General features: G+C 64.7%; 18 protein-coding genes. 11 read left to right on the top strand and 7 right to left on the bottom strand.

Annotated features, from left to right (window positions below; all coding sequences use genetic code 11):
• Nucleotides 1-535 (top strand): serine protease (locus GY769_16880; GenBank protein MCP4203596.1); only part of this gene is annotated, 535 nt, incomplete at its 5' end.
• Nucleotides 523-1,515, top strand: coding sequence for an FHA domain-containing protein (locus tag GY769_16875; GenBank protein MCP4203595.1), 993 nt, complete (start codon nt 523-525; stop codon nt 1,513-1,515). The genes GY769_16880 and GY769_16875, both read left to right, overlap by 13 nt.
• Nucleotides 1,516-1,529: 14 nt before the next feature.
• Here GY769_16875 and GY769_16870 read toward each other — a convergent pair whose 3' ends face one another.
• A complete protein-coding gene (locus GY769_16870) occupies nt 1,530-1,739 on the bottom strand; it encodes a hypothetical protein (GenBank protein ID MCP4203594.1) in 210 nt (69 codons plus the stop codon).
• The gene (locus tag GY769_16865; protein ID MCP4203593.1) at nt 1,739-3,163 is read right to left on the bottom strand and encodes a replication-associated recombination protein A; all 1,425 of its coding nucleotides are present in this window, start codon (nt 3,161-3,163) and stop codon (nt 1,739-1,741) included. Before GY769_16865 ends, GY769_16870 begins: the two co-directional genes overlap by 1 nt.
• Before the next feature lie 181 nt (nt 3,164-3,344).
• Here GY769_16865 and GY769_16860 point away from each other — a divergent pair, with 181 nt between their 5' ends.
• The 3 genes from GY769_16860 (at nt 3,345) to GY769_16850 (ending at nt 6,196) form a co-directional block, all read left to right on the top strand.
• Complete coding sequence (locus GY769_16860; protein ID MCP4203592.1) at nt 3,345-4,292, top strand: hypothetical protein; 948 nt, start codon at nt 3,345-3,347, stop codon at nt 4,290-4,292.
• A 166-nt stretch (nt 4,293-4,458) separates the two neighbouring features.
• A complete protein-coding gene (locus GY769_16855) occupies nt 4,459-5,178 on the top strand; it encodes a DUF1326 domain-containing protein (protein ID MCP4203591.1) in 720 nt (239 codons plus the stop codon).
• 112 nt (nt 5,179-5,290) lie between these two features.
• Nucleotides 5,291-6,196, top strand: coding sequence for an arginase family protein (locus GY769_16850; protein ID MCP4203590.1), 906 nt, complete (start codon nt 5,291-5,293; stop codon nt 6,194-6,196).
• A gap of 42 nt (nt 6,197-6,238) precedes the next feature.
• On the opposite strand, the gene GY769_16845 is transcribed toward GY769_16850, so the two are convergent.
• Together GY769_16845 and GY769_16840 are read right to left on the bottom strand one after the other, a co-directional pair.
• Nucleotides 6,239-7,873, bottom strand: coding sequence for an acyl-CoA dehydrogenase (locus GY769_16845; protein ID MCP4203589.1), 1,635 nt, complete (start codon nt 7,871-7,873; stop codon nt 6,239-6,241).
• A gap of 235 nt (nt 7,874-8,108) precedes the next feature.
• Nucleotides 8,109-8,618: a hypothetical protein gene (locus tag GY769_16840; GenBank protein ID MCP4203588.1), complete on the bottom strand. Its 510-nt coding sequence runs from the start codon at nt 8,616-8,618 to the stop codon at nt 8,109-8,111.
• A gap of 154 nt (nt 8,619-8,772) precedes the next feature.
• Between GY769_16840 and GY769_16835 the strand changes: the two genes are divergently transcribed.
• The 3 genes from GY769_16835 (at nt 8,773) to GY769_16825 (ending at nt 11,390) form a co-directional block, all read left to right on the top strand.
• On the top strand, nt 8,773-9,591 hold the full coding sequence (locus tag GY769_16835; GenBank protein MCP4203587.1) for a hypothetical protein: 819 nt from the start codon (nt 8,773-8,775) through the stop codon (nt 9,589-9,591).
• Between the two features lie 323 nt (nt 9,592-9,914).
• Nucleotides 9,915-10,385 (top strand): hypothetical protein, encoded by a 471-nt coding sequence (locus GY769_16830; protein MCP4203586.1) that lies wholly within the window; start codon nt 9,915-9,917, stop codon nt 10,383-10,385.
• A gap of 210 nt (nt 10,386-10,595) precedes the next feature.
• Entirely contained in the window at nt 10,596-11,390 is a 795-nt protein-coding gene (locus GY769_16825) for a DUF429 domain-containing protein (GenBank protein MCP4203585.1), read from the top strand.
• Nucleotides 11,391-11,491: 101 nt separating this feature from the next.
• Here GY769_16825 and GY769_16820 read toward each other — a convergent pair whose 3' ends face one another.
• Genes GY769_16820 through GY769_16810 form a run of 3 tightly spaced genes read right to left on the bottom strand, consistent with a single transcriptional unit; the run spans nt 11,492 to nt 14,114 of the window.
• Entirely contained in the window at nt 11,492-12,127 is a 636-nt protein-coding gene (locus GY769_16820) for a DinB family protein (GenBank protein ID MCP4203584.1), read from the bottom strand.
• Nucleotides 12,124-12,771, bottom strand: a complete 648-nt coding sequence (locus GY769_16815; protein MCP4203583.1) for a class I SAM-dependent methyltransferase — start codon at nt 12,769-12,771, stop codon at nt 12,124-12,126. The genes GY769_16820 and GY769_16815 overlap by 4 nt, the downstream gene beginning before the upstream one ends.
• Before the next feature lie 38 nt (nt 12,772-12,809).
• Nucleotides 12,810-14,114 carry a hypothetical protein gene (locus tag GY769_16810; protein ID MCP4203582.1) on the bottom strand — a complete coding sequence of 435 codons (1,305 nt, stop codon included), beginning with the start codon at nt 14,112-14,114 and terminating at the stop codon, nt 12,810-12,812.
• A gap of 64 nt (nt 14,115-14,178) precedes the next feature.
• Here GY769_16810 and GY769_16805 point away from each other — a divergent pair, with 64 nt between their 5' ends.
• The 3 genes from GY769_16805 (at nt 14,179) to GY769_16795 (ending at nt 17,218) form a co-directional block, all read left to right on the top strand.
• Nucleotides 14,179-15,000 carry a protein-glutamate O-methyltransferase CheR gene (locus GY769_16805; protein ID MCP4203581.1) on the top strand — a complete coding sequence of 274 codons (822 nt, stop codon included), beginning with the start codon at nt 14,179-14,181 and terminating at the stop codon, nt 14,998-15,000.
• A gap of 273 nt (nt 15,001-15,273) precedes the next feature.
• Nucleotides 15,274-16,176, top strand: a complete 903-nt coding sequence (locus GY769_16800; protein MCP4203580.1) for an alpha/beta fold hydrolase — start codon at nt 15,274-15,276, stop codon at nt 16,174-16,176.
• A 79-nt stretch (nt 16,177-16,255) separates the two neighbouring features.
• Nucleotides 16,256-17,218: an ornithine cyclodeaminase family protein gene (locus tag GY769_16795; protein ID MCP4203579.1), complete on the top strand. Its 963-nt coding sequence runs from the start codon at nt 16,256-16,258 to the stop codon at nt 17,216-17,218.
• Nucleotides 17,219-17,239: the final 21 nt, after the last annotated feature.

Raw genomic sequence — 17,239 nt, 5'->3', positions numbered from 1 at the left:
TGTCGCCTCCGGCAAGACCGGTCAGCTCGGGTCCTACGAGCTGCCGACAGAGCCGGCGCCGTTCTTCAACTGCTGGGCGGACGCCGAGCGCGTTGAGGAAGAGCCGTACGAAGTGATGGTTCACCAATGTGGGACCGACGATGAGCTGTTCATCTCGCACATGCATCGATCCGGGATCGTCAGTTTTCGCCACCGGGTCGCGACGACCGAGAAGCTCAATCGCTTTCGCTTCTACCAGCTGCTCACCGATCTCTACGGCAGGCACTACGGTTGGATCTGGAGCGGCGAGAAGGAAGTGACGTCCTTTCGCTGCGAGTCGGGTTTCGTGAAAGCCAATGATCTGACGCTCAAGGTGGCTTTCTGCGCGCGTCGATACAAAAAGCTCGACCGACTGTACGACGTCGTCTTCAAGGCGGCCTCGGTGGGGGAGACTCGGAGCGGGCTGGAGACGACTTTGGTGCTGGCCGGCGTAACCCTCGACAAGGGACGCGAATTGGCAGAGAGCTACCTGGGGGCGATTCGATGGAACCCGTGATCTTTGTCGAGGTGCTGGATCGCCGGGGACGCGTGCGTCGCCGGGAGCGAATCAGTCGTTTCCCGCTCACGATCGGCCGGGCCTACAGCAACGACGTGATCGTGGACGACCGTCTGGCGGATCCAGAGCACTTGATCGTCCGGCAGACCGAGGACGGGCTGAGACTCGAGGATCGAGACAGCCGCAACGGCGTCTTCGCCGACGGCCCTCGACGACGCGTCAGGAGCTTGAAGCTCGAGGCGGGAACCGAGGTTCGTATCGGCCACACCCGGCTGCGCTTTTGCACTCCCAGACAACCGGTGGCTCCGGCGGCCGGGCACGACGACGGCGGCGTAGCCAAGCTCTTCGCCGGCACCTGGGCCAAGGTGGCAGCGATCGCCACTGCCCTGGTTACGCTCTTTGCCGCCGACTTTTTCGAGCTCTATGGGCAGGTCGAGGCGTCTCACCTGCTGAGTAGCCTGGCCGTGGCCCTGTGCCTGTTGCTCGTGTGGGCGGGGCTCTGGGCGCTCGGCAACCGCCTCGTGTCGCACGAGTTTCGCTTCATGGCCCACTGGACCGTGATCTCGGTTGCGGCTGTTCTGTTTACTCTGCTGAGTACGGGCTTCGAGTACCTGGACTTCTTCTTGTCGACCGGTTCCGCCTTCGAAGTGGCCGAATGGATCGCCGCCGCGCTGGTCTCGGTAGGCTTGATCTACGCGCACCTGAGCGTCGCATCGACGATGGCACCGGCGCGACGCGCCACCGCCGCCGCGCTCACGGTGGCGGTTGTCTTCGGTTTCGTTGGCGTGATGGAGTTCGCCGGGGGCGATGACTTCTCGCCGAACCCGCAGCTGGCTTCGGAGCTCAAACCGGTCGGGGCCAGGTGGCTCGCGACACGATCGCCGGCCGAGTTCTTCGCCACGGTGGGTTCGCTCAAAGACGAGCTCGAACGGCTCGCGGAAGAAGAGGAAAAGGAGGAACCTCCGGAGTCGGCTCCCTAGCCTAGGACGACGCGTCACATTCCGAAGCCCGCGGCCCCCTGGACTGCGAGGAACATCTCGCGGAGAAAGGCAATGCCCACAAGAACCGGCGCGGCGTAGCAGAGGACCAGACCTCCCAGGGCCAGTCGCGCGTCTCGGTGCCGGCCTTGATCCGGGCGGTACTCTCGCACCTCTCCGACGATCAGGACGGCGAGCGCGAGGAGAACGAGTGGTGCGAGAGGCATCAGGAGACGCGCCCCTGCACCCTTGTTCTCACTTGGCGAAACCGCTTCAGCCTCTCCCGCAGCTTCTTCTCGAACCCGCTCCCTCGCGGCTCGTAGAACCGGCTCCCCGCCAACGAGTCCGGCAGGCACTCCATCCCACCCATGCCTTCTTCGGTGGCGTGAGCGTAGACGTGCCCTTCGCCGTATCCGACCTCCTTCATGAGGCCGGTCGGCGCGTTCCTGATCGACATGGGTACGGGATCGGCCGGGCGCTCTTCGATCGTTCGCCGGACCGCCTTGTAGCCGGCGTAGACCGCGTTGCTCTTGGGCGCGAGCGCCAGGTAGATCGCCGCCTGGGCCAGTGCCAGCTCGCCCTCGGGCGAGCCCAGCCGTTGGTAGGTGTCCCAGGCGGCCAGCGCCTGAGGCAGGGCCTCGGGGTCGGCCAATCCCACGTCTTCGCTTGCGAATCGCACCATGCGCCGGGCGAGATAGAGCGGGTCTTCGCCCGCGGCCAGCATTCTGGCCAGCCAGTAGAGGGCTGCGTCCGGATCGCTCTCGCGCAGCGACTTGTGAAGCGCGGAGATGAGATTGAAGTGCTCTTCGCCCGACTTGTCGTAGAGCAGGGTCTTGCGTTGCGAGATCTCGCGTACGGCGTCCGCGCCAATCCTCGTCTCACCGACTTCGTTGCCCCGAGCCGCGGCATCGGCCACCGCGAGCTCGAGTAGGTTCAGCGCCTTGCGCGCGTCACCAGACGCCAGCTGGGCGATCTCCTCGAGTGCCTCGGGTCCGATCTGGATATCCGTTTCGACGGGGGCCTCGGCGCCAGCGCCAGCCCCGACCCCGGAGGACGGTGCTTTTGCGAAGGGGCCGCGCTCGCGATCGGCGAGAGCGCGCCCGAGGATCGTCACCAGCGCTTCGATCGTGAGCGACTCGAGAACCACCACCCGGCATCGCGACAAGAGCGCGCCGTTCAACTCGAACGAAGGATTCTCCGTCGTCGCGCCCACCAGGATGATGTCTCCGCGTTCGACGTAGGGGAGAAAGGCATCCTGCTGCGCACGGTTGAACCGGTGAATCTCATCGACGAACAGAAGCGTCCGCTGCCCCTGAGACCGGCGGAGCCGCTCGGCATCCGCCATCACCGCCTTGACCTCCTTGATCCCCGAGGTCACCGCCGAAAACGGTACGAAGCGGCTCGACGTCTCCCGCGCCATGATCTCGGCGATCGTCGTCTTGCCCGATCCCGGCGGCCCCCACAGAATGAGCGAGGGTACCCGATCCTCCAGAATTGCCCGGCGCAGGAACCCCTTCGCGCCGACCAGCTTCTCCTGGCCCACGACCTCATCCAGGCCGCGGGGGCGCATGCGGTCGGCGAGAGGACCGGAGGTGCGGCCGGCTCGCGCCGGCTGGCCGTCGGATGGATCGTCGAACAAGGAACGAGTCATGGCGGAATCATAGCGCCAGGCAAGTGGGAGACGCCGGTACCGCCTCTTCGCGAGCCATGGGTAGAGGGAGAGGCAAGCTCAGGTGCGGTCGACCTCCGCTTGCCCTCGAGCGAAGAGAAGGGTGCCGACCGAATCCCACTGGCCACGGCCGGGCCGGTCGTGTTCGAATATGCCACGCGCGATGCACACTGACGGACGCCCGACTCTGCCTTTGATTGTCCTCGCCGGCAGCGACCGGCGGCCGGGTACGCTGCCCGAAGACGTCCAGGGTCTCCACTCGCTGAGCGGTTACAAGGGAGTCGACATCGAGATCTCCGGCCGGGCCCTCATCGACATCCTGCTCGAGCGGCTCGTAGAAAGCGCACTCTTCGAGCCGCTCTACGTCGCCGGGCCCCGACAGGTTTACGGCGAAACCTGCGGACCGGCCCAGGTCATAGACACCGACGGCAGCTTTGGCGAAAACATCGAGGCGGCGATTACCGCCGCTACCCGCGACTGCCCGGGTCGCTCGCTCGCAATTACGGCCTGCGACATCCTCCCCGAGGTCGGGGAGCTTCATCGCCTGTTCGAGGACTACTACTCGAACGCGCCGCTGGACTTCTGGTTCCCGATGATCCTGGCCCCAGAGGGAAGGCAGGAGCTCGGCGCCTCGGCCTGGAAGCCGGAGTATCGGATCGCGCCGCGCCGCGGCGCCGGGCCGAGAGCTTCGCTGCCCGGGCATGTCGTCGTGGCCGACCCGGAAGCCGTCCGCCTGCCGCTCGTCTACAGCTCATTCAACCTCGCCTACCGCAGCCGCAACCGGCCCGTGCTCTATCGGCTGTGGTTGATCCTGAGCCATATCTTCGGCGGGCTTCTCCTCCAGGATCTCCGCCACCTACTGGGCCTGAGATTGCCGACCATCACCCTCACGGTGGTCGTCCACAGCATTCTGCTGGGAGTCCATCTGGGGAAAGGGACCAGCACCTCCGAGGAGCTGGCCTACCGGCTACGCAACATCTTCGTCAGATACCGGCATCGCCGCCGCTATCCGGAGCGCAGGGGCCGGTTGCCGCTGTTGGAAGGACTCTCCCTGGCCAAAGACATCGACACGGTCGAGGAGGCCGAAGAGATGGTGCGCGAGATGGAGTAGCGTCGAGGCGGCGCTGTCACCTATTGTTATTCTTGACCTCTTTCGATGCGAAGGGGTATCGTCGGCCGATCAATCGAATCAAGTCGGCGAGGTTCTGGTAGGAGCTTCTTCGACCTCTCGGGTCGGCGTACCGGCACGCACCCGACCTTACAAGGAGGCCTGTTTCATGAGTCGAACCAAATCACTTCTGCTCTCGGCGACCGCGGTCGCGGTCATCGCTGTTTTGCTCGTCGCGGCGCCCATGCTGCGCGCGACCGAGGGCGCCGACTGGCACTTCAACGGCACCGTCATTGAAGCCTGCAGCTGTCCGATGTTCTGCCAGTGCTATTTCAACACCGAGCCCGCCTCTCATCCGGACCACGATGGCGAGCACTTCTGCAAGTTCAACATGGCCTACAAGGTCAACGAGGGGCATCACGGGGATACCGATCTCGCCGGAGTCAAGTTCTGGGTCGCCGGCGACCTGGGAGCGAACTGGGAGAACGGCGAGACCGAATGGGCCGTCGTGACCTTCCAGCCCGGTACGACCGACGCCCAGAAAGCAGGTGTTGCCACGGCGTTGGGCCATATCTTTCCCGTCAAGTGGAAGTCGTTCGAGGTCGCCGAGGACGCCGAGATCGAATGGATGGCCACCGAGGACCGCGCCGAAGCCAAGCTCGCCGGCGGCGCGCACGCGCACACCATCCTCAACAAGTGGCCCGGTATGGGCGGCGAGACCGGCAAGCTCGAGAACATCGCCTACTTCGCCGCCGCGCGCAACGACGGTTTCAAGATGATGCCCAACGAGGTCGAAACCTGGAAGGTCGGCGACAAGGCCTTCGAGTTCAACGGCACGACCGGCTTCATGGTGACCGTCGACATGTCCTCGGACGACGTGGCGCGGTAGCGGTCGAGCTTCGCCTGCCCTCGAGCGGAGCGAGGGGTGTCGACCGTGTGTCCAAGGCTGCCCCCGGGCGAGCCCAAGGTCGACACGTGATGTATCGTTGGGGCTGATGCCGATGCCACGCTTGGCACTGATCGGCGTGCCGTCGAGCGCCGGCGCGCGCCAGACCGGGCAGGAGAAGGGACCGGACGCGTTCCGGGCCGCCGGTCTGCTCGGGCGGTTGTGGGCACGGGAGCTGGACGTTACCGACCTGGGCGACCTTCCCAAGGTCTCCTTCGTCCCGGACCCCGAGCACCCGCGGCGACAGAACGTCGGCCCGGTTCTTGAGGTTGCCCGGCAGGTGGCACACCGCGTCGACCGGGCCCTGGCGGATCGTCGATTGCCACTGGTGTTGGGGGGCGACTGCAGTTTGACCTTGGGAGTGATCGCCGGCCTTGTCCGCCACCATTCGCGCCTCGGTCTGATGTACTTCGACGGCGACGTGGACCTCAACACACCCGAGACCACGCAGTCGGGGATCTTCGATGGGATGGTTCTGGCACACGTTCTCGGTCGGGGCGAGCCCGATCTGGCCGGCATCGGGCCGCGGAGACCCCTGCTGTCGGAGGAGGACATCGTGCTCTTCGGATACGACGTGGACTCCGGTTGGATCGACGCTCCCGAGCTCGAGGTCCTCCGGGGTTCGCGCATGTCGATGTACCCGTTGGGGCAGATCCGGAAGGATCCCGCGGCGGCCGCCCAAGACGCGCTCGCTGCTCTGGAAAGCCGGTCGGACGCGATCCTCGTGCACTTCGACGTCGACGTCACGGACCTTCCCGCCGGCGATGTGCATCACCCCCGCGGTCTCGACATCGACTCCGCGTTCGCCGCGCTCAGGATCTTCATCGCGGCTCCCGCGTGTGCCGCCGTGGTGGTGACAGAGTTCAACCCGCAGCGTGATCCCGACGGATCGCAGGCCGAGCGCCTGGCCCGCGGGCTGGTGGAGGCCCTCGGCGCGCGAAAGGACTCGGCGGACGGCTAGCCGAGCGGGTTCGCACAGCGAGCTAGCCTGGAGCAGCTCGTTTCACTCACTCATCCGATACGCGCCCCTGAGCGGGTACACGTGCTTTTTCCACACCCGCTCGAAACGGGCGTCGTCGACCACCGGCTTGCGAATCATGCGCCGGCAGAAGAATCGCTGCCTCGCCGTGCTCGAGGTCTTCGAATAGAGCTGGAGCGCGAACTTGGAGAAATCGCGAACAAGGAAGTCGAAGATCTGGTCGGTGACGTCGTCTTCCACGGAGTGAACGGGTGCGTTCTCGAGAATGAGCTGGCCGTACACCACAAGTGTGAAGAGCTCTCCCAGGATCAGAAGAAAGTCGATGTCCTTGATCTGTTCCTTGTCGGGGCGGGCCGCCATCAGCAGATGCTTGAATGTCCGGATCTGCTTCTTGAAGACGCGGACGTTGGCGAGATCAACGCGGTTGTAGACCGGTCGGTAATCGTGGAAGCGGATCTTGCCGAGGCCCTTGGTAGGGCCCTGCGCGAAGAGAAACGCGTCGTGACGCGGCTCTCGGACTTCGGGGATCTCGGGGAAGGTCGCCGGGTTGAAGAAATAGTTCTTCATGAACTTGATGACCAGCGCCGTGTTGACGTGCACGGTGCCCTCGAGCTTGGGCAGAGCCCGGATGTCGCGTGCCGCCATCTCGAAGTACATGTCCTTCTCGAACCCCTTGGCCGCGATGATGTCCCATAGCAGGTTCACCACCTCCTCGCCCTGGCTGGTCACCTTCATCTTGACCAGCGGATCGTAGAGGAGATAGCGGCGGTCGTCGGAGGAAGCCGTGCGCAGGTAATCGGATCCTCTGAGAGCGAAGAGCTTCATGGCAACGAGTCGGCAGTAGGCGTCGGTGAAGAACTGCCGGATGTGGGGAAAGTCGGTGACCGAATGGTCGAAGAGCCGACGCGAGGACGCGTGGTCGATCGCTTCGTAGAAGGCATGAGTGCAGATACCGATCGAGGCCCAGCCCAGGTTGAACTTGCCGACGTTCACCGTATTGAGCGAGGTGTCCCAGGCCTCGCGACCGCGCGACAGGACGTCCGCCTCGGTGATGGGGTAGTCGTGGAGCGCGAAGTGCGACACGTAGTTCTGGGAGTTGCAGACGTTCTTGACGCACTCGTACTTCTCGTGGCGAGGATCCACGACGAAGAAGACGTAGTCGTCCGAATCGGCGACTTTCCCGAAGACCGAAACCAGCGCGGCCTCGTTGCCGTTGCCGATGTAGTACTTCTCCCCCCGCGCAAGGTAGCCCCCGTCGTCCTGGGGATGGAGCGTCATCTCGCTCGAGTAGAGGTCGGCTCCGTGCTCTTTCTCCGAGAGACCAAACGCGAAGATGCCGCCGTCTCGCAAGAGCCGCGCTGTTTTGCGCTTGATCTCCTCGTTGCCGCTTATCCAGATCGGGCCGAGGCCCAGGATCGTCACCTGCCAGGTGTACCAGTAGGCCAGCCCGTAAAAGCCGAGAATCTCGTTGAGCTCGCAGTTGCGCCAGGTATCCCAGCGGCAGCCCTCGTCGCCATACTCGGGCGGCGTGAGAAAGGTGGAGAAGAGACGCTTCTCCTTTGCGAAGTCGAGGAAGTCCCGGTACCAGACCCGCTCATGGTCGTCGTGTTTGATGCGCGCCAGGCCCTTGCTCTCGAAAAAATCGATCACCGCGAGCATCGTCTCGTGACTCGCTTCGTCCGGGTATTCGCGAACACCTTGCTTCGGGTTGAGGAGCATTGCGGCCACCTCCGGAGGATGGAGAGGAATGGTCAAACGAGCGGTGAAGCCCCGGCCGTCTTGGGCTCACCCATTGTAGCGGTCGGCCACCGTGCCGACAGATCTTTCGTCGGTGAGAACCGCACCGATCGCAGGCCGCCGGTGGCGCCTCTCCGCGAGCGGGCCGCGCCGGTCTTCAAAACCCCCACAGCCTGCCGAACTGGTTTCGCCGCACGGGCTGCCCGGTCGCGACATGCCAGGCCAGGCCCCCGAGCGCCAACCGGAGGTACCTCTTGAGGACCGGCCGCACGAACGTGAAATGCGGAAGCCAGCGTACTGCCACGGGCCAGCCATGGGGGATGTCGGGCTTGACGGTTATGCGTAGCAGGCTCGAGTGTGGGTCGACGGGCGAGAGGCGCCAGGTCACGGTTGCTCTCGGGCGCCTCTCCTGGAAGAGCTCGAGATCGTAGCCGACGCTGTCGACCCATCGGGTGAAGTGGCGCTCGAGCACCAACCCGCTGTAGTAGTGGATCGCATCGCGGGACTCGGCGCCCGGCCATTTCTCCACCGGATTGCGCTTGCAAAACGGGTGAAACTTCTCCAGGTTGCCCGGCGCGGAGATCACCGGCCAGACTTGCTCAGCCGGAGCCTCCAGCCGCTGCTCAAAGGCGACGGGCCATCTGAACCGCGAGTTCTGTTGTCCCACGAAGGCCAGCCTAGGTTGGGTAAGGGGGGCGAGTCACCACCTCGACAGGTGGGTCTGTTCCCCAGAATGACAAAGCGAGGCAGTGCAGCAGTCGACAGAAGTAAGGAAAGCCGTCCCGTATGCTGGAGGCGCCGCCCGATCGGGGGACGTTGGTATGAACTTCGACTGCCGCAGCTTGCGACGACTGCCGCTCCTCGTCGCCGTATTGGCCTCTTGTTGGGTCGCCCCGGCATCGGCCGACGACTGGTTGGTTTATCTGGGAGGTGGTCTGGAGCCGATCGAAGGCGGCTGGGACCAGCGTCAAGGCCGGGTGATCTTCCGCAAGGTCGGGGGCACCCTCGTCTCGATACCGTATGCCGACGTTGACCTGGCCACCAGCGCTTTTGTCACCTGGCAGTTGAACGGCCGCATGGAGGTGCCGCCGAGGGGGCCGGTGCCCGAGGCCGATGCGGTTGCGGACGGCGGTGACGAGACCCCGTGTGTCAAAGGGAGGGTCACTGCCCTGATCAATAGCGAGACCCTCGAGGTCCGGATCGGCGGGGAGGCGGAGTCGGTCCACGTCGCCTGTCTGGACGCTCCGGACACGCGACATCGCTTCGCCGAGCTCGGCTGGTTCGGTCGCACAGCCTTGAGTTCCATAGAGCTCGGGCTGCGCAAGAACAACGAGGTCTGCCTCGCGGAGACCTCGCCACCCCAGCGGGACCGGGAAGGGCACCGTGTCGTCTACGTGACTCTGGCCAGCGGCAAGGACTACGCCGCCGAGGTCATCGCGGGTGGTCTCGGCCTGCTCCGGCTCGGGCCGTGCGAGCGCGCCGCCAGGTACCGAAGGCTCGAAGATAGCGCTATCGCCGCGGAGCGGGGCCTGTGGGGTGCGAGGGGCGAAAAAGTCGCTTTCGCCGCGGCGGGCAACTCGATCGCGATTGGCGCCGGTGGAGTTGGGGCACCGCCACCGCGGCGCATGGGCGGCGGCTGACGCCGGCGTCGCTGAAGGCCGGTCGGCCTTCGACAACTTCGCGCACCTGGCGCGTCGGGTCGGACTCTCACGCGTTCTCGGCAACGTCGTGCCTCCGTGCCCGACATCGAAACCTCCACTGGTGCCCCGCGCGGTACACCAGACCTCCGCGAAGCCTAACCCTCCGCGGAGAAGGGCGCACCACTCGAGGGGAGGACCTGCGAATGCTCGGCCAGGTGCCATGCCTTCCGACACGAAAACGTAACAAATGAGGCCTGAGTGGCACTCACTGGACGAAGTGGAGCATCCGCTCCAAAGACGATACGAATGAAAGGAGTAGGCTCATGAAGCAAAACAACTTGATGCGGACCCTGATGATTCTTGCGCTTGTGGTCGTTGCGGCCGGCGGCGCGCAGGCGCTCGAGGCAGACATCGAGGTGCTGATCAACGGACGTCACCTCGGTCAGGCGGTGCTGGTCGACGACGTTCTCTTCCTGCCTGTGGACGAGCTGGAGTCGGCCATCGATCCCGAGGGTCGGAGTGTTACCACCTTGCGAGTCGATGGGGAGAAGCTGTATACGACCGTCGATTGGTTCCAGCGCAAGGGCGCGCTGACCATTCAGCGCTCGGGCCTGGTCTCGGCGCACTTGATCCAGGTCGACGGCCGGTCACTGGTGCCGTTGGCCGACCTCGAGCGAGCCTTGGGCGGCTCCCTGCGCACCGATGAGAAGGCCTGTGTTTTTCGGCTCCAGGCTGGAGATTGCTCGTACTGTCCGCTGGCCCCGACTCACTGGTATTACACGACGGCGACCTGAAACCCGTCCAGACCGAGCTCGACCGGTCTGCGTCTCAAAGGGATGAGGCTCAAGCGACCAAGTCGTGGATCTGGCCGCGGTTCAGAACCCGGGCTCGGCATGCTGAGCTTTGTTCATTCGCCACCCTTTCGGGTGTTGCGCTCGGCCGCCCAGGCAGAACAGATTGGCTGGGTCGAAATCAGTTTGGCTCTCTCGAGGAAGGCCCCGTAGATGGTCCAATCCGTCAACCGAGCCCTGGCCATAGATTGGTCGGGCGATCGCAAGGTAGGACACTTGAAGATCTGGCTCTGCGAGGTGGCGAATGGACAAGTGTGGCGGCTGGAGAGGGGACGGAGGAGGGAGGCGATCGCCTCGTACTTGATCGAGGAGGCCGACTACAACCCCGGGCTCGTGGTGGGTTTGGATTTCGCGTTCTCGTTTCCGGCGGCCTTCTTGGAGAAGCGGAAGCACAAAGGGGTCGGAACGGTGTGGAAGGAGGCGGAGCAGCGCGGCGAGGATTGGCTGACTCACTGCCCGTTCCCGTTCTGGGGCAAGCCTGGGACCACGAAGCCGTCGAAGGGAACACCGCTACTGCGAGGAACGGATCTCGCCGTCGCGGAGGAGGTCGGACGGACGCCCAAGTCGGTATTTCAGATCGGAGGACCCGGGGCGGTGGGTGTCGGCAGCTTGCGCGGGATGCCGATGCTGCGCGAGCTACGAGAGGCCGGGTTCTCCATCTGGCCGTTCGATCCGCCGCGGTTGCCCCTGGTGGTCGAAATCTGGCCGAGAGTTTTCATGGGCGGGGTGAAGAAGTCGCGCCGGGACGAGCGTACGAGGTTCTTGGATGAGTTTTGTCCTGGAGTGAAAGGGAGTCGGCGGTCTGCCGCCGAGGCGAGCGACGACGCCTTCGACGCGCTGGTCTCGGCGCTTGCGATGGACCGGCACCGCGAAGAGTTCGAGCAGTTGGTGCGGGCGAAGAACCCGATCACACGGCTGGAGGGCGAGATCTGGCGCCCGGGGCTGTAGTCAAGGGATTCCTCGGTGCTCTTGACGGACCTCGGGAATGACGCTCAGAATTGCTCTCCCGTGGGGGGTGTCCTCATCGGGGCGGGGAACAGAAAGCCAGGCTATGAGGCGGTGGGGAATCTCTCTGACATCAGGATGTCGCGAATCTGATCTTGGTGTCGGCGTTCGTGGCTGCCGACGAAGCTCAAGATGCCCGGCAGGTTGGTAAAACCGGTCAACGGATTGTAGTAGCGGAGCCGCTCCCAATCGACGTCGGGGTGGCCGGTGAAGAACTCGTCGAGGTAGTCGGCAAAGTCTCTGAGCTCGCGAAGCAGCTCGCCGGTTGAACGTCCCCTGGTCGGTTTGATCCGGCGCGGCGCCTTGGCCGGGACCGCGCGGTTACGAAACACCACTTCGCGGAATGGACGCGGAATGAACACGCCGGCCATTGCCGCGGGGACGTCGAACAGCGGCAGCAGAGCCTTGGGAACCATGGGCAGCGAGAAGCCGGCGTCGGAGAGCGAGCGAATTATGGTCACGGGGCCTCCGCCCTTCTTCTTCCACCGATTCAGCAGCTCCTCGAACTCCTCGCGAAAGACGCGGTCCACCTGGATCAAATGGTCGAGGACCTGCCCCGCGGACCAAGTGTCCTTGCCGGGCGAAAAGTCCATCTGTTCCTGGCTCAGATGCTCGACCAGGTCCAGGGTCCGGCTCCGGGTGTTGGCGAATCGAACAAAAGCTGGAGGAGTCCTGCTCATCGGAGTGCACGAGGGAGTCTTGATCGTTCATCGGGCACCGCGCTGCCCCAGTAGTTGAAGCTCGCGGGTCGCCATCCCGGAAGATACATCGTCTGCATCTCTTCGATGCGGAAGCCGCCTTGCTCGATGGTTTCAGGGATGATGCGGTTCAGATGGCAACCTCCAGCGAAGCGCTTCCAGACCGGGTTGATTCGATCCTGCCAGCGGCGCACCTTGGGATCGGGTGCAGCGCCGTGTTCGCAGAAGAGGAGTCGGCCGTTCGGCGTGAGGACGCGCCGCACCTCCGCCAGAGCGGCGACCGCGTCCGGAATCGTGCAAAGAGCATAGGTGATGACCACGGTGTCGATGCTCGCGTCTCCGAGAGGGACCTCCTCCCCGGGAAGGCCGATGAACTCGACCTCGAACTCCACCGTTCGAGCGCGCGCTCGGGCCATCCGGGTCATTTCCGCCGCGGGGTCGAGACCCCAGAGCTTGGTCACGCGAGCGGCGTCGTAGTAGGGAAGATTGTGCCCCGACCCGATTCCAACATCGAGAACGCGGCCCGTGGCGAGAGGCACGATCTTCTCGCGTTGGCGCATTGTCGACTTCTGACCGCAGGTCAGATCCACGATCTTCGGCAGGATATGTGTACCGTAGAAGCCCATCGTTGCGAACGGGAGGTAAGCCGCAGACACGTCGTGAGTCAGTCGCCGTCTTGTCCGGCCAGTAGGTCAGGAAAGAAGGCGCTCGAGCGGCTGGCTTTCTTGCGGCCGGATCCGCGGTACTCATAGTCGAGAGAGAGGCTAAACGGCCCCGTGAAGGTCTCAGCCTGCGAGCGCTTGGCGTTGAAGAAGAAGGCGAAGGCGTCGCGCTCTTCGAGGGCGGCCGCCTTCGGATCGTGCGCAAAGAAGAGGTTCACTTCCACCTTGGCACGGGCCGGAATCAGAACGGCGTCGGCGTCGACACCCTCGGGACAGTCGGAGCAGATCAGGGGTTTTCCGAGGCTGTCCGTAAGCCGGCTGCCGCCACTTTCACCCCACTCGAGAACCGAGGCCGTGTTGTTCTCGACCGCCAGCACCACCTGGACGCTCGACTCGAGAATTCGGAGCGCTTGCACGGAGATCGTTACCGGCTCGAGGATCGGGACCTGGGCCGGTGGCACTGCGGGAGGCATCGGTCCCTGAGCAGGCGAAGCCGGAGGTGGCGAGGCAGCAGCATCTGGGAGGGGCTGGCTTGACAGCTCATCCGGGGCTTCGGACTCCGCGACGACCGACGCGGGCGAGGACGATTCCGGCGCATCCAGTTTGTTCTGCGGACTCGTTGCTGAAACCGGAGCCGGTGGCGCGGGGGCCTGCTCGGCAGGGGCCGGACTGGAAGGGGTCGCCGCAGGTGCGTCGGTCCGGATCTCGGGCTCGGCGGAGGGCGAGGCAGGCTGCGGTAGCGGCGCTGCCGCCGCTGCCGCCGAGACTCCGGTGTCCGAGCCGGCTAGAAGCTCGTTGAGGAACTCATCGCGCTCGAGGTTCGCCGAGGCGGCGCCGAGGAGGCTAGCGGTCTCGGTGTCGAGCACTTTGACGGTCACTCTGACTCGGGTGCTCGAGGGGGTGAGACGACCCGTCACCAATGCCTCGACGCCGGCCAGGTCCCGGAGCTTCCTCGTCGTGTCTCGCCCGAAGACGCCCGCGCGGCTGAGCTCGCTCTCATCGAGAATCGTCTGCAGATGAATCCGGTCGACCACCTCGAATCCGGCGGTCGAGGACACGAGAGAGACCGAGAGCTCCTCCGCCAGGAAGCTGCCCAGCGGCTCGGGGTTTCCGTGGATGTCCGTGAAATCCACCACCGCCACGCGCACTTTGCCGCTGTCATTCAAAACCGTGTCAATCGAGCGGGCGATCTCTTCGAGCTGAAGCTCGAAGGCGGAGGCAGGCACAGTCAGGACGGTCAGCGCGAGCAGCAAGAGCCAGAGGCGGGATCGGCGAGGTGCCTGCGGGGGCTTGGTTACTTTGAGCATGGACTCCTGATTATAGGGCTGGGCGACACATCGCAGCCGATTCGGAAGCGAGTACGCTTGTCCTGTGCGAGATTCCGAATGCATCGCGTTTCTGCAGTGGGCGCTGCCCAAGCTGGGACTGCGCTGGGAGGGTTTTCGCAAGCCGCGGCGGCAGGTGTGCCGGCGAATCAAGAGACGGATCGAGGAGCTCGGACTCGAGAGTCTTGACGGCTACCGCCGCAGACTCGCGGCCGAAGAGACGCCCAGCCCTGAGTGGCTGCAGCTCGATTCGTTCTGCCGGGTCACCATCTCGCGTTTCTTTCGGGATCGGGCGATGTGGGAAGCGTTGGGGCGGGAGGTGTTACCGGTGCTCACTGGTGCCGCCCGTGACGAGAGCCGGACGGTGATCCGAGCCTGGAGCGCGGGCTGCGCTTCGGGTGAGGAGCCATATAGCCTTTGCCTGCTATGGAAGGTTGTGGGGGCGCCCTCGCGAGCCGATGCTGCTCTGGAAGTCGTGGCGACCGACTCCGACGAGCGCCTCCTGGTACGAGCGCGGAGGGCAGTCTACCCGTCCGGATGCCTGCGAGAGCTGCCTGAGCGGCGGAGAAGCGAGGCTTTCCGGGAGACCGCGGCCGGCGAGTACGAGCTGCGCGAGGAACTCCGTCGCGGCGTCACGTTTCGATGCGAGGACGTGCGGGAAGCGGCGCCACCGGGGCCGTTCGATCTCGTTTTGTGCCGTAACCTGGCCTGGACCTACTTTGACGCGAGCGTCCAGCGGAGAGTGTTAGAGCGGATCGTGTCGGTTCTGTGTCCCGGCGGTTTTCTCCTTATCGGCGGGCACGAGGTACTCCCCGAGGGTGGAAAGGGGCTCGAAAGGGTGGGGCGGTCGATCTTCCGGCGGGTGTGAGGGTGCCTACTATTCGCCGCTGTCCTGCAGAGCCGCGGCAGCGGGTCCCTGGTTTCCGTGGGTCGGTCTTTCGAGAGCCGAGCCTGGTAGGGCGGAGAAGGGGCGTTCCCTGCCGGCCTTTTTTCTTGCCGATTAGCCATCTCGACCGAACCCCCGCACCATTCGCGCAGAACCGGCGAACCGAGCTCGACGGCTGTATTGCCAACCCAGGCAGTGGGTTATTCTTGCACTGTGTGCCGACGGACGACAGTGGGACTTGTGTTGGTGGCTCTGGTGAACGGAGCCGCGTCTCACCGCGAGTCCGTGCCGGTTGAAGGACTCGAAGCCGTTAACGGGACCGAGCTGTGGGTCAAGCGCATGGGCTCGGGCGAGCCGATAGTGGTCGTCCATGGGGGGCCGGTTCTGGAACACGGCTATCTCTTGCCGCATCTGGCGCCGCTGGCTGAGCACTACGAGCTCGTCTTTTTCGATCAGCGCCTGTCGGGCCGATCGGCGCCCGAGGTCGAGGAGAGCAGCGTGCGGCTGGCCAACCTCGCCGAGGACATCGAGGCGCTACGGAAGGCCCTGGGGTTGAAGCGCATCCACCTCATGGGGCACTCCTGGGGTGGCCTGCTCGCGATGCACTACGCCGTGCGCTACGAGTCGAATCTCAGCTCCCTGGTCCTCCTGGACACCATGGCCGCGAGCGCGGCCCTCTGGCGCCAGGAACAAGGAATTCTGGGGGAGATGATGACCGACGAGCTCAGGGCCGAGCGCCAGGCGATTCTGGTGACCGAGGCGTTTGCCGAGCGGCGACCGGAGGCGATCGAGAAGCTGCTCAAGCTCTCGTTCAAGACCCAGTTCCACGATCCGGCGAAGCTCGCCAGGCTCGAGCTCTACGTGCCCGAGGACTACATGGCCCGCAGCCAGCTGTTCGACAAGCTCGGTGCGGACCTCGAAAGCTTCGATCTGCACGAGGAGCTGAAAAGCTTGATGGTCCCGGCGCTGGTTCTCTTCGGCGACGCCGAACCGGGTGCCGTCCTCGGCGGCGCCGCGATCCACAAGGCCCTGCCGGCCTCTGAGTTCGTGCTGATCGAGGATGCCGGCCACTTCCCGTTCATCGAGCAGCAGGAAGCTGTTCTTGGTGCGATCGTGGAGTTTTTGAGGGAGGTCGAAGCGGTGGCGACAGCCGAGTGACCGTTGGGCTTCACGTGCGGTTTTTTGCGAGAGAGTTGGTCGCAGCCGAGAGATCTCGTTCCGCTAGACTGCTCTGACGATGGAAACCCTGATTCTCACCCAGTCCGAGGTTCGATCGGTCTTGACCATGGAACGCGCGGTGTCGGCGGTCGAGGAGGCCTTTGTCGCCTTCGGTCGCGGGGAGACCCAGATGCCCGCGAAGGTGTATCTCGACCTTTCGAAGTACGACGGCGACTTCCGGGCCATGCCATCCTATGCGAGCGGCTCGGCGGGGGTGAAATGGGTGAACTCCCATCCCGAGAACCCGCATCGCTACGGTCTGCCGACGGTGCAGGGGATCTACATCCTGAGCGACCCGGCAACGGCGATACCGCTGGCGGTGATGGATGCCACCTACCTGACCGCGGCCCGAACGGGTGCCGCCGCCGGCGTGGCGTCGAGGTACCTGGCGCGGAATGACTCCAAGAGTGTTGGCTTCATTGGATGCGGGGTTCAGGCGCACACGGCACTCGCCGCATTGCGCGTGGCCCTTGGCGAGGATCTCGAGGTGGTTGCTCATGACCGCGAGAGCGATGTCGCGGAGGCGTTCGCCACGGAGGTCGGCGGGAGAGCTGCCAGCGCGCGGGAGGCCTCCGGCAGCGACGTCGTATGCACTTCGACGCCGTCGCGTAAGCCGGTCGTCGACCGAGCCTGGATCCTGCCTGGAACGCACATCAACGCTCTGGGAGCCGACGGGCCGGGCAAGCAGGAGTTGGATATCGCGATCCTCAAAGATGCCAAGGTAGTGATCGACGACCTTCACCAGGCGGAAGGCGGTGGCGAGATCAACGTGGCCCTGAGCCGCGGCGAGCTCGAGGTCGAAGATCTTTACGCCAGCCTCGGCGAGGTCGCGGCGGGGATGAAGCCGGGAAGGGAGGCGAGCGACGAACTCACGGTCTTCGATTCGACCGGTCTCGCGATTCAAGACGTCGCCGTGGCGCGAATCGTCTACGAGCAGGCGAAGGCGAAGGGACTGGGGGGGGGCGTGGATTTCCTCGGCTAGCGGTCGACCTTCGTGTCGACC

It is taken from the genome of bacterium, assembly GCA_024224155.1.
GTDB lineage: Bacteria > Acidobacteriota > Thermoanaerobaculia > Multivoradales > JAHEKO01 > CALZIK01.
Note: the sequence above shows the minus strand (reverse complement) of the source record. Positions and strands in the feature narration are given on the sequence as shown.